The 12,731-nt window shown below is 48.6% G+C and carries 13 protein-coding genes and 1 other RNA gene; 11 read left to right on the top strand and 3 right to left on the bottom strand.

Annotation, left to right across the window (positions count from 1 at the left end):
* Positions 1–149: 149 nt before the first annotated feature.
* The 6 genes from ACEW9J_RS24505 (at position 150) to rnc (ending at position 3,358) form a co-directional block, all read left to right on the top strand.
* Positions 150–506, top strand: coding sequence for a methyltransferase dimerization domain-containing protein (locus ACEW9J_RS24505; protein ID WP_373547687.1), 357 nt, complete (start codon positions 150–152; stop codon positions 504–506).
* Positions 451–885, top strand: a complete 435-nt coding sequence (locus ACEW9J_RS24500; protein ID WP_373547686.1) for a methyltransferase — start codon at positions 451–453, stop codon at positions 883–885. Before ACEW9J_RS24505 ends, ACEW9J_RS24500 begins: the two co-directional genes overlap by 56 nt.
* Positions 872–1,567, top strand: coding sequence for a hypothetical protein (locus ACEW9J_RS24495; protein ID WP_373547685.1), 696 nt, complete (start codon positions 872–874; stop codon positions 1,565–1,567). Before ACEW9J_RS24500 ends, ACEW9J_RS24495 begins: the two co-directional genes overlap by 14 nt.
* Positions 1,560–2,036, top strand: coding sequence for a hypothetical protein (locus ACEW9J_RS24490; RefSeq protein WP_373547684.1), 477 nt, complete (start codon positions 1,560–1,562; stop codon positions 2,034–2,036). The genes ACEW9J_RS24495 and ACEW9J_RS24490 overlap by 8 nt, the downstream gene beginning before the upstream one ends.
* Positions 2,037–2,205: 169 nt before the next feature.
* An RNA gene (gene rnpB, locus ACEW9J_RS24485) (RNase P RNA component class A) lies at positions 2,206–2,627 on the top strand.
* A 26-nt stretch (positions 2,628–2,653) separates the two neighbouring features.
* A complete protein-coding gene (rnc, locus tag ACEW9J_RS24480; protein WP_373547683.1) occupies positions 2,654–3,358 on the top strand; it encodes a ribonuclease III in 705 nt (234 codons plus the stop codon).
* 89 nt (positions 3,359–3,447) lie between these two features.
* On the opposite strand, the gene ACEW9J_RS24475 is transcribed toward rnc, so the two are convergent.
* Positions 3,448–7,200, bottom strand: coding sequence for a PAS domain-containing protein (locus ACEW9J_RS24475; RefSeq protein ID WP_373547682.1), 3,753 nt, complete (start codon positions 7,198–7,200; stop codon positions 3,448–3,450).
* A 293-nt stretch (positions 7,201–7,493) separates the two neighbouring features.
* Between ACEW9J_RS24475 and rpmI the strand changes: the two genes are divergently transcribed.
* The 5 genes from rpmI to fabG all read left to right on the top strand — a co-directional run bounded on the left by rpmI (position 7,494) and on the right by fabG (position 10,585).
* Complete coding sequence (gene rpmI, locus ACEW9J_RS24470; protein WP_373547681.1) at positions 7,494–7,691, top strand: 50S ribosomal protein L35; 198 nt, start codon at positions 7,494–7,496, stop codon at positions 7,689–7,691.
* 116 nt (positions 7,692–7,807) lie between these two features.
* Entirely contained in the window at positions 7,808–8,161 is a 354-nt protein-coding gene (gene rplT, locus ACEW9J_RS24465; RefSeq protein ID WP_373547680.1) for a 50S ribosomal protein L20, read from the top strand.
* 132 nt (positions 8,162–8,293) lie between these two features.
* Positions 8,294–9,085: a transporter substrate-binding domain-containing protein gene (locus ACEW9J_RS24460; protein ID WP_373547679.1), complete on the top strand. Its 792-nt coding sequence runs from the start codon at positions 8,294–8,296 to the stop codon at positions 9,083–9,085.
* A 164-nt stretch (positions 9,086–9,249) separates the two neighbouring features.
* On the top strand, positions 9,250–9,786 hold the full coding sequence (locus ACEW9J_RS24455; protein WP_373547678.1) for a tetratricopeptide repeat protein: 537 nt from the start codon (positions 9,250–9,252) through the stop codon (positions 9,784–9,786).
* 52 nt (positions 9,787–9,838) lie between these two features.
* Positions 9,839–10,585: a 3-oxoacyl-[acyl-carrier-protein] reductase gene (fabG, locus tag ACEW9J_RS24450; protein WP_373547677.1), complete on the top strand. Its 747-nt coding sequence runs from the start codon at positions 9,839–9,841 to the stop codon at positions 10,583–10,585.
* A 47-nt stretch (positions 10,586–10,632) separates the two neighbouring features.
* Here the strand turns inward: fabG and ACEW9J_RS24445 are convergent, their stop codons facing one another.
* Entirely contained in the window at positions 10,633–11,391 is a 759-nt protein-coding gene (locus ACEW9J_RS24445) for a DUF4184 family protein (protein ID WP_373547676.1), read from the bottom strand.
* Positions 11,392–11,449: 58 nt separating this feature from the next.
* Positions 11,450–12,731: HD-GYP domain-containing protein (locus ACEW9J_RS24440; RefSeq protein WP_373547675.1), on the bottom strand; the 1,282-nt coding region annotated here is incomplete at its 5' end.

Raw genomic sequence — 12,731 nt, 5'->3', positions numbered from 1 at the left:
TGCTTTTTGGCGTGGTCACGGTTACTTCTGCTGCGGCTGGTCATCAGGTATCTATTTCCTCAAACTGTTGACTAGAAACAGTTTGACATCTTTTTCTCACCCTCTTGACAAATCTCTAATTTTCTTAACTTGTCACGAATGGTCTCTATGTGGCAACACGATTGGGCATCTTTAATTTGCTGCACGATGAAGGCGCACAATCAGCCGACATGCTGGCTGAAAAGACAAACACGAAGGTCGATCGCCTCTACGTCATTCTCCGTGCACTCGCTCATTTAGACGTGCTAGCAGAACGCCCCGATCGGATCTTCGCCCCAACCGAAACCTCTGCCTTACTAGTGACCAATCGTGGCCCCTCGATCGGGCATTTTGCCATGCACATCACCGAGCCTGCCCAGTGGGACGCGTGGAATCAACTCGAAGCCGCTTTGCACACTGGCGAAGTGGCGTTTGAACGGGCGAACGGCAACGGCTCCGACTTATCTTGCCAAGTTGGGCGTGACTGAAGGATCGATCGACGTGATTTCCGGCAATGTGTTCGAGGCGGTTCCGAGCGGGGCAGACGCGATCGTAATGAAATACTTCATCTCAGCCTGGAACGATGATGATGCTCGCATCATTCTCAAAAACTGCCGTGCTGCCCTGCCACCCCACGGCAAAATCATTCTCCTGCAAGCATTTGTACCCGATCTCGACGACCCTAAAACTGCTCCAGATGGCATCATGCCGGGACTCTTTGCGGTGCAAATCATGGTTTCGGTACCTGGTGGCGCATGGCGAACTCGTCAACAGTTCAAAACGCTGTTTGAAGAATGCGGCTTTAAGTTAGAAAAAACCGTCGATACGGGCACAAACCTATCTGCCATGGAGTTTGGACTGGCGTGAGGCAAGCCTAGATTCATCAGATGCAACTACCCCACTTCAACGTCGAATTCTCAGCCAGCTCGAACGTTTGCCCACGGGCGTTTCCGAACTCGTCAACGCCAGCTTGCTCGAACGTAGTCAAATTCGGTTGGGTAATGCCGTGACGGGAGTTTTACGCTCCTTGCGTCCCAATGAGCCGATGGACTGGGACCCGTGGAGCGTCAAAACGGGCGACCTTTGTCGGCTCTATTACCTACGCGGACTAGCAGGACAAGCTCCCTGGTGGACTGTCAGCTATCTCTGCGGCGCAGTCTCTGACGATCTCAAACACTGGCACGATTTAGGAACACTACTCAAACCCGAACCCGATCGGGCTTGGGAATCCGGTCGGATTTGTGCCGGATGCACCTATGAAGAAGACGGCATCCTCTACCTGTTTTACTCAGCAGGCGGCAAGCAAATGCCCGACTTGCGAAATGAAGCGATCGGGCTGGCGACTTCCACAGATGGCATCCAATGGCAACGTCAACTCGATCGCTTTCCACTCATTCCCTGGTATGGTCACTGTAACTTGACGCAGCATCTGCACTGGCGCGATCCCTATCTCTTCAAAGACCCGCAGGATGGACGATATTATCTGTTCATCTGTGCGAGTGCCAAGACTCCAGGCAACTTTCAGGGCTGTGTCGGAAGCGGTGAGTGACACGATCGCCGGAGCTTATCAAATCTTGCCGCCTGTGGTTGCGCCCACTCCAGCAACTGCCGCTGACTGGCCGTTTTATCACATGGAACGTCCGCAAGTTTTTTACAAAGATGGACGCTATCACCTTTTCTTTTCCTGCTTTCGGATCTACCTCAATCCCAATTGGCTCAAACGAGTTAATAACCGCCACATCACCAACTCGACGCTCTACTGGTATGTCTCAGACTCAGTGACAGGCCCTTATCGTCCTCGATTTGATGATGAATCTATCGTTCCTGGTAGCGATCGGATTGGCATGTATGGCATGAATTTCCTGCCCGTGGACGATCGCCTCGACGAGTTTATTGCCTATGGGTGGTATCACCGTCTGCACACATTAGGCGTGTCACCCGCACTGCGAGCAAGTTGGAAACACCCCGATCGATTTAGGCTTTATAGCTTGGAATCTCAGCAATCTGTTGGAGATTGAGACTCGATCTCTGCCTCCTCAATAAGTGCTGGGACGATCGGCTTTTTTCCTTCACTGGGGAGCCTACTAGATCGGAAACCGACTGCACTCGATCGGATATTGAGACTGCTCGATCGGTGAAATAACTAACAGATGTCCGCTGATGAACCTGTACAATGAATAATTGAGAGAGAGTAGATGAGGTGGTTGCGAGTTCGCTAGTCGAATTTCGAGGAAAGTCCGGGCTTCTCAAAGACCAAACTTGCTGGGTAATTCCCAGTGCGAGCGATCGTGAGGATAGTGCCACAGAAAAATACCGCCACGGGAAGTGGATGGTGAATGGTGAATGGTGAATAGGAAAAAACTATTCACCATTCACTATCCACCATTCACCTCTCAGGGTAAGGGTGCAAAGGTGCGGTAAGAGCGCACCAGCAGTATCGAGAGGTGCTGGCTCGGTAAACCCCGGTTGGAAGCAAGGCAGGAGCTATGGTTGGTCTTTTCCCTGTTCCGCATGAGATCCGCTTGAGGTACTTGGTAACAAACTACCCAGATAGATAACCGCCGTCTCGCAAGAGATAACAAAACCCGGCTTACGTTCGACTCTCTCTCTATTTTTTGAGCGATTAAAATTACAGATGTCCCCACGCCGACAACAAGAGTTAGTAAAGTTGATGAGTCGGTTGGGATTGCCTAGAGACACTCAGATCGATTGGTCATTGCTGGATATTGCTTTGACTCATCCGACGATGGGAATGCCCAACTACGAGCAGCTAGAATTTATCGGTGATTCGGTTGTCCGGTTAGCTGCTTCGGAATTTTTGTGGGAAACTTATCCCGATAAGTCGGTGGGTGATTTTTCAGCAGTTCGGAAAATATTGGTGAGCGATCGGATTTTGGCACAACTCGCCGATGGTTATGGATTCGATCGTTATCTCACTCTCGCCGCTTCGGCTGTTGGCGATCCCTCTGGACGGATTTCTAGGCTGGCTGATGCTTTTGAGGCGGTACTCGCTGCGCTGTATCTGACGACAAATAATCTCACCTTAGTCCGTCCCTGGCTAGATCCGCATTTTCAGCAATTAGCTACCGAAATTCTCCAAGATCCCGCTCGGCAAAATTATAAAGATGCCCTTCAGGAGTGGACGCAAGCAAATTACAAAGCCTTGCCAGAATACCGTGTCAGAGAAGATCTGCTCAAACTCGATCGGTTTCAACGATTTATCGCTGAAGTCTGGTTTCGCGATCGACATCTAGGCACAGGGAGTGGACAATCCAAAAAAGCCGCCGAACAAGCCGCCGCCAAAGTCGCCTTTACGACGTTAATGGAGCCAAATTTATAGAACCCATTTGAGATCTTTTAAGGCGTAGCCGCGCCGAGAGGTAATTGAACAGATACTGGTGGGGAGGGCGCATCCATTCCTCTAAACCTCTAGCCATGACTCTTCGGCCAAGTCACATAAAAAGTTGTGCCCTGTCCTAAACTAGATTCTAACCGAATCGTACCTTGCTCCGTTTCGACGATCTTTTTGACGATCGCCAACCCGATTCCCGTACTGTCGCTATTATCCTTAACTTTGAGAGTTTGGAAGATCGCAAAGACTTTTTCGTGATGTTCGGGTGCGATGCCTGGGCCGTCATCTTTGATGATAAATTCATGGTAGTCTGGATGGTCGATCGCCCAAATTTGCAGATGTCCGGTGACAGAATTATGGTGTTTGATGGCGTTGCTAATTAAGTTAGCAAAAACTTGGCTCAAAAATACCCGCTTGGTCGTAAGGGTTGGTAACGGTGGCTGAATGTCGATCTTAAAGCCCTCTGGTGGGGCGAGAGAGTCGATAATTTCGCTGAGGAATTCGGCGAGGTCGAAAGTTTCTAACTGAGCTTCTTGCCGCCCTGCGCGGGCGTACAGCAGCAAACTGTCAATCATCGACTCCATCCGTTTGACACGGGTGCGGAGGAGATCGAACTGGGCTTGAGTGTCGGGTGGTAACGTACCGTCTAAATCCTCTTCAATCCAGACTGACAAGTTAGAAATCGCCCGTAACGGAGCCTTGAGATCGTGAGAAACGGTATATGCGAAACTGGTTAGCTCTTGGTTGCGTTCGGCGAGAGCGGCTTCGGCTTCTTGCAGCTCGGTAATGTCGGTATTGGTGCCAAACCAGCGGATAATTCGCCCCGATTCATCGCGGATCGGCAAGGCACGAGACAAGAACCAGCGGTAGGTGCCATCTCGACTTCGGAGCGGAAATATGTCTTCCCATTCCTCCCCGATTTCGAGATGATGGCGAAATAGTTCTACTACTCGATCGACATGTTCGGGATGATGAACGCCTTGCCATCCCCAGCCCTGCATTTGGGCTAATGTGGTGCCAGTATACTCAAACCAGCGATTATTGTACCAGAAGATCCAGCCGTTTTCGTCTGTCATCCACGCCAACTGAGACATATTATCTGCCAAGGTGCGGAATCGTTCTTCACTGTCGCGTAATGTTGCTTCAGCGCGGTTGCGTTCGGTAATATCGGTAGTAAAGCCAACGATATTTATCCTTTGTCCATGCGAATCATACTGAAAATAGCTGCGATCGGATACATATATCCAGTGCCCTGCGGCATGACGGACGCGATATTCGCCCTCAAACCGATCGCTCCCCCCTGGAGCCGCCAAGAACTCCGATTGGGCGCGCTCTATGTCGTCGGGATGTACCCGCTCTATCCACCACTCGCTGGTTGGCAGCGCATCTTCAGCCCGAACGCCCAGCAGCTCGAACAATCCTTGGGAGCGATAGACTGTTTGCGTTTGCAGATCCCACTCGTACACCATCCCCCGCACTGCTAGCATCGCTGATTCAAATCGGGCGTTACTCTGCGCTAGATTGGCTTCTGCCTGCTTACGTTCGGTAATATCGATCGATACCCCGATAATCTGTTGCACACCTCCCGCTGGCGTTTTGTTAAATATAGTGTTTCGGTTGAGGAACCACCGCCATTCGCCATTTGCATGTCGCCATCGGCATTCCCACTCCCGCACTTCGCCGATTTGCGCTGTCTGGAACCCTTCTAGATGCGCCAGCGAGGGCAGTATCTCGTCTGGATTTGACAAACTCGGCATGAAGTTCGCCCCCAGCTCTTGGAGTTGCGCTGGACTATAATCCAACAGTTCTAGGGATTGAGGATTGACATAGATGTTGCGTTGCTCAATGAGATCGTAGACATACACCATCCCCGGCAAGGTTCCGGTGAGCTTTTCCACGAATTGCTGACTTTCGACCAAAGCAATTTCGGTTTGTTTGCGAAGGGATATATCAAACATCACCCCGACAAACCGCATGGCTTCCCCTGCGTAGTTGTCGAGGAATCTTCCGGTTGAGGCTACCCACACGACTGCTCCAGTGTCAGCACGCACCAACCGATATTCGATATGGTAGGGCGACCGCTCCCTTTGGGCAGTTTCCCGCGCATCCATCACCGCCGCGCGATCGTCAGGATGAACGCGGCTCAACCACATCTCGATGGTAGGTGCGCCAACAGTAGCTAGATCGTAGCCCAAAATCTGGAAGTGTTTGGCAGACCAGATAGTTTTACCTGTGGACAAATCTGCATCCCAGGTCGCCATATCTGCGGCTGTAAGTGCCAAACTCAGACGTTCTTCACTCTCCGACAACTTCTCGATCGAGCGTTTACGCTCGATCGTAATACTAGCAATTTTAGTCCCAAATTCGCCCAGTTTATGTTCCCAATCGGTCGGCAATCGGGCTTCATTAAAGCACAACATCACCGAACCGAGGGGTAAATTATCAATACCCATAATCGGTACGGAATGACAAGCCCGAATGCCATGGGCGATCCATAAATCCCGCCAGCTTTGCGACCATAAATCGTCGTTAGCAATATCATTACAAGTGACAGGCTCACCCCAATATACCGCCGTACCACACGTCCCGTTCGCCAGCTCGCTAATCGGTGTATCCTTGAGTCCTTGGCTCAGAGACGTCGCGAAATCTGGAGTAATCGATCGCGGAAACTTCGTGCGCTGCTCGTCGGTCAATAGCACACAGGCGCGGGTGTGGGAGCTGAGTATGCCGATCGAGCGACACATAGCACTCAGACACTCATCTAACGGCTGCCCCGTGGAAACCGCCTCCAGCAGTCGCGTCTGCTCGGTGAGGATCGATTCGTTCTGTTGACGCTCTAGCTCAGTGGCAATCCGACTGGCAAAAATCGTCAGTAACGATTCGGCTAGATGCACATTTGCTAGCGGTTTACCATCCATCACACCCAGCACTCCCAATACATTCCCATCAGAACCATAGAACGGAGTCGCGATATAGCTCTCGACAGCCAGCGGTTTTAGCATTGGCGCATTCGGAAATTGCGCCTGAACATTGCGCGGATGACAGCAAATTTTACGCTGCTCAATTGCTTCCCAGCAGGGCGTATCTTGCAGCCGATATTCAATATTCTCGACAATGTTGCCGCGATCGCAAGTGGCGATCGTTCGCATCATTTTCGGCTCAGTCCCCTCCACCAAGCCGATATAAACATAATCAGTACCCAAAACTTTGGCAAAGTGCCTCACCAGCTCATCGAAAAATGCCCCACCCGTCACCTTCGCCACACCTTGAGTAATCTCGACTAGTGCCGCATCGACACTAGCGATTTGCTGCGCCGCCAAGCGCAGTTCCAGCTCCGAAACAACCATTGCCGCCAAATCCACCAAAGTAGCCTCTTCCTCGGCGGTTAACGCCTCATGTGGCACAGTATCGAGCAGACACAGCGTACCCAGATTAAAGCCATTTCGATCGATCAACGGCGCACCCGCATAAAACCGCGTCGCTACTGCGGCTTGCACGAACGGATTGCAGATAAAGCGATCGTCGAGTCGAGTATCGGGAATAATTAGCGGCTCATCGAACAACACGGCAACGTTACAAATCGCATCGTTGCGGCATACTTCATCAGCACCAAAACCAATGCTGGACTTGAACCAAGCTCTCGACTCATCCACCAACGAAATCAGCACGATCGGCTTCTTAAACAGTCGCGCTGCCAGCGTAGTGATGCGATCGAAGGCTACTTCGGCAGGGGTATCGAGAATCTGATAGCGATGCAGTGCCGCCAACCGTTCTGTTTCGTTGGCAGGGACGATCTGTTTGACAGGCTGTGCTGGAAGTGAGTCAATCATGGTAGTCCCTGCGAATGGAGATTAATGCTGCGTAGTCTGTGTTACCCCACACTTCGGCTACGCTCAGTGCATCGCCCCAGCCCTCCCCTTATCAAGGGAGGGAGCCGGAAAAGCCCTCCCTTGATAAGGGGGGGTTGGGGGGGTAAATCAACCTAAACCTAAGTCTATCGATCGCACTCGTGCCGCGATCGGCTGTACCTATTTTATAACTGTTGAGCGATCGCCGCCAAGTCCGTAATTCACTGTCAAGATAGAGTATGATTATAAATTGTGTCTAAACATACTTAATTCACATGCCGAAACTCAAAAGCCGCAAAGCAGCAGCGAAGCGTTTTCGCGCTAGCGGGACAGGTAAAATCATGCGCCGCAAGGCATTTAAGAGCCACCTGCTCGAACACAAAAATGCAGATCGTCGTCGGAGCCTATCCAAGGCAACATCCGTTGACGAGACTGATGTGCTCAGAGTACGTGGGATGCTCCCCTACTTGTAACTTAGCTCTCTCTAAGTGCAAGATCCAGACACTGGTAGCTTGAGGACTGACGATAGTAAATTACTATCCACAATGCCGTAGAGCAATTTTAATCACCAACTAACACCATTTAAACTATGACTCGGGTAAAGCGCGGTAACGTGGCGCGGAAGCACCGCAACAAGATTCTCAAGTTAGCCAAAGGCTTTAGAGGTTCACACTCTAAACTCTATCGGGTTGCTAACCAACAAGTAATGAAGGCATTACGGAATGCCTATCGCGATCGCAAAAAGAAAAAACGTGACTTCCGCCGCTTGTGGATTGCACGGATCAATGCAGCTTCTCGTCAACATGGCATGAGTTACAGCCAATTGATCGGGAATATGAAAAAAGCTGACATCCAACTTAACCGGAAGATGCTCGCTCAAATCGCCATCCTCGATCCTGCAAGCTTTGAGCAAGTAGTTAAACTAGCCGCCGCAGCGCAATAACAAAAGGAAAGTGGATAGTGAATGGTGGATGGTGAATAGATCTACCATCCACCATCCACCATTCACTGTCTTGAAAAGGTGCTCCACTTGGGGAAACCCCAAGACTGCACTTTTCGCCATCCACCATCCACCATGAAGAATAAAGCACGATCGATTAGATTTAAATCTTTATTCTTTGTCTTCACACTGATAACGAGTATCGGTAGTTGGCATTCAGCTCAAGCTGGAACACTCACAGAAATTCAGCAACGCCGAAAATTAATCGTCGCAGTCAAAGATAATTTACCACTGCTAGGATTTAGAGATCGCAATGGCAATTTACAGGGCTTAGAAATCGATATCGCCCGTAAATTAGCCACAGAAATATTTAATAATCCAGATGCTGTTGAGCTAGTTCCTGTCGCCAATCAAGATCGCCTAAAAGTAGCAATCCAAGGAACTGTCGATCTCACAATTGCTAGAGTGACAATTACACCCACTCGATCGCGAGTAGTTGATTTTAGTCGGGCTTATTATTCAGATGGAACAGCGATAATTACCACGCAAGTAAACATCACTAAGAACGCTGACTTAATCGGTAAGAAAGTTGCAGTATTAAATAATTCTACCACGATCGCCACACTGCAATTTATCACCCCCACCGCGCAATTAGTCGGTGTAAATAGCTATCGACAAGCTCAAGAATTACTCACCACAGGTAAAGTTGTCGCCATCGCCGCAGATCGGAGCTTATTACTAGGCTGGAGCAAAACCACACCGAATTATCAGATCTTACCCGATAAATTATCGATCGAACCCTTGGGAATCGTCATCCCCAAAGGGTTGCAATACGATCCATTACGAGAGTTAGTCGATCGATCGATCCAGCGGTGGAAAGCAGATGGCTGGCTCCAGCAGCGGATTCAGTACTGGGGATTGCAATAGGAGCCAGTAGCGAGTGTCACAAACAGTTAATAGTTATCGAGTCACAGGCTCGTTGGTTGTGATTCAAGTTATCATAGATAGTCAGGTATGAAGTACCTAGTGGAGCGGGTACCCGCTCGATCCCTTGCAGACATCATTCACTAGCTATTACCAACTGCTTAACAATGGACTTTTCAGACAAAAACTTACTCATCGTCTACTTGGCTGCATTTTTACTGCTCCTGAGTGTGGCGGCTTTCTTTATCCTCAAACAAATTATCAAAAATCAGAAAATTGAAAACGCGCTGACTAAATTAGAGCGTAAACTCAAAAATGAGCGTGGTACCGTTCCAGAGTATTATGAACTCGGCAGTATCTATCTAGAAAAAAAGATGTTTATTCAATCAATAATGATGCTCAAAAAAGCTATCAAAATTGAAGATGGAACACCGGAAATGGCTCCTGTATATAATGCTTTGGGCTACGCATATTTTGGGCAAGAGCAGTACGATCTGGCAATTCGTCAATATAAAGAGGCGATTAAACTCGAGCCAGAATATGTGATGGCGATGAATAATCTCGGTCACGCTTACGAACAAAAAAAACTCACAGGTCAAGCTTTAGATATGTATGAGCAAGCATTAGAACTAGAGCCAGAGAATGAAACTGCAAAACGCCGGAGTGAATCTTTGCGTCGCCGCTTGGTGGTTAGTAGTAAGTAGTCAAGATTGAGAGTTGGTGAGGGGATGATTTTAGTTAGATGGAGATTTTAGAGTGTCTGATTTATTAGTCGGGAAAGTCGCGGTCGTTACAGGTGCATCGAGGGGAATTGGTCGTGCGATCGCGTTAGAATTAGCACGAGTCGGCGCAAAGGTAGCAGTCAATTATGCTAGTTCTAGCGATGCTGCGGATCGATTGGTGACTCAGATTATGGATGCTGGTGGCGAAGCAATTTCGATCTGTGCTGATGTCTCCAAAGCCGAACAAATTGACGCATTAGTCAGTACAGTGATGCACAAATGGGGACGGATTGATGTTTTAGTTAATAATGCGGGAATTACGCGCGATACCTTGTTGCTGCGGATGAAACTAGAAGATTGGCAAGCAGTAATCGATACCAATCTGACTGGGATATTTTTATGTACCCGTGCGGTGAGTAAAATCATGCTCAAGCAAAAGTCCGGCAGAATTGTTAATATCGCCTCTGTTGCCGGACAAATGGGCAATCCAGGGCAAGCTAACTACAGCGCGTCAAAAGCTGGCGCGATCGGCTTTACCAAGACGGTAGCCAAGGAATTGTCCAGTCGGGGGATCACTGTCAATGCGGTAGCACCAGGTTTTATCGAAACCGATATGACAAATGACCTCAAGGCGGAAGGGATTTTGCGATTTATCCCCCTCGGTAGATACGGAAAACCCGAAGAAGTCGCCGGAATGGTGAGATTTTTGGCAGCAGATCCAGCGGCGGCATATATTACTGGACAGACATTTAATGTCGATGGTGGAATGGTAATGGCGTAGATTTATCTTCTAACCCGCTAATTAACAATTATCAATTATCAATTAATTTAAGTTGCATTAGAATCCGATCGAAAACTATTTGAGATCCAAAATATTGTTGAGTATAGCAATAATCCTATAAAAGTCCCAGACATCCCCCCAATTAGCGATCGCACAGAGAAATTGACGAAAGGTTCGCGATTGTCCTGCACAGCCACCCAAGCCACCCCGAAGCCACAGTAAACGATCCCGATGATGGCAATAACTCGCCATCCAGGAGTCAAAGTTTCCACCCGATGATGTAGTTCCGCTTGATGCAGCCAGTTCGTTAGCCACAACGACAGGGCGACAAGTCCAAAAATGCCGCCGCCGTACTGAAGTAATGTATATATCGGTAGGGAGCCGAGCGTCGATTTGAGTAACTCTGAATGCACAACTGAGTCACCAGCATGAGTAAAAGCATCCCAAATTAGATGCGTAGCAGCACCGATGGCGATCGATAAAATAATATTAAACAATTGGGAAATTTGCAGCGGAAAGTATTTCTTTGGTGGTGGAAACTTTCGGGCTAATTGGAGGGGGATGAGAGCTAAAAATGGGCGCATAAACACATATCGGATCGCCAGTAATAGGACGATCGAATAAGGTATTCCTTGGATGAAGATACCAGGAAAAGTATGTCCGATGGTTTTGATTGGATACAGCAGGATGAAGTAATCTGCATCGGGAATCATCGATCCGATCGCGAGGCTAGGTAAATGTAGTTGCTGCTTCGATCCCCACCAAATCGGGACAGTGGCGATCGGATGAGCGAGGGTAAATGGCATATTTTAGCTTATCGATCGAGATAAGTAAATGAGAGAATCTAGCGATCTGAATATAAATTTAATTAAGGTTTGGATCGCCTAACACACCGTAAACTTGACGCTGTTTAAATAGGGCTAAAAGATTGCTGTCGATCTTGCCTGTGGCGGCTTCTTGATGTAGGATAGCTAAAGTTCGATCGAGTGATAAACGCGGCTTGTAAGGTCGATCGCTCGCAGTCAAAGCATCATAAATATCGGCGATCGTCATTATCTGTGATTGGATGGGAATTTCACTAGCAGTTAATCCTTGCGGATAGCCACTGCCATCTAATTTTTCGTGGTGGGAACGAGCAATTTTTGGGACATCTTGGAGGTGTTTTGTCCAAGGAATTTTGCGGAGAAAATCATAGGTGTGGCTGACGTGTGATTCCACGATCGAACGTTCTACTACAGTAAGCGTACCTCTAGGAATTAAGAGTTGTTCGATTTCGGATGGAGTGAGTAAGGGTTGTAAATTGCCATCGAGATCTCGGTATGTATATTGTGATAGTTGTTGCAGATCGGCGACGATCGAATCTAATGTTTGGACGAATTCTAATGTGGAAATAATGTCGGGGTGGTTGAGTTTATTTAATAACTCCCAGTAAGATTGCAATCTGTCGAGCTTACCACTTAAATCTAGATCTAACTGCTGCAAATAGCCACAGTGGAGACAATTATCATCTGACTGATGCTGATGTTCCAGTGGAGGATTTAGCACATAGCTGAACTTCTGTTGGGCGCATTCCAATTCCCAGGTACGTCGGAGCAGATTAAATCGGTGACTGAGTTCGGTAAGTTGATGGGGATAGAGCTTCTGACTTTTTTGGACGATCGATTCGGGAATGCTAATTTTACCAAAGTCATGGAGGAGTGCAGCATAGCGGATTTCTTGGATTTGACGATCGCTAAATCGCACCGATCTGAGTATTCCTGTCTCAACGCTATTAACTTCCCGACTCAACCGTACGCTCAATTTGGCGACGCGCTCAGAATGTCCAGCCGTAGTCGGATCGCGGCTTTCGATGACTTGTACGGAGGCTGTGATAAATCCGGCAAATAGCTCCTCGATACTTTCTAATAAGTGGTTGCGCTCGATCGAAATTGCGGCTTGGGAAGCTAAAGAGCGGACGATCTGCTGTTCCCAATCAGAATAGGGTTGGGTAATCGACAGCGCATTTTCTGGTGTAATTTGAAGATCGGCTTTGAGCTTGCGATCGATCAGTTGCAATACCCCAATCGTCTCGCCCTCCCGATTTTGCATCGGGATTACCAGCACTGAAACGGTTCGATATGCAAATTCTAAATCGAACTGCCGATCG

The sequence above is a fragment of the Chamaesiphon sp. genome (genome assembly GCF_041737865.1).
In the GTDB taxonomy this organism is placed as follows: Bacteria; Cyanobacteriota; Cyanobacteriia; order Cyanobacteriales; family Chamaesiphonaceae; genus Chamaesiphon.
This window is presented reverse-complemented; position numbering and strand designations above follow the sequence as displayed.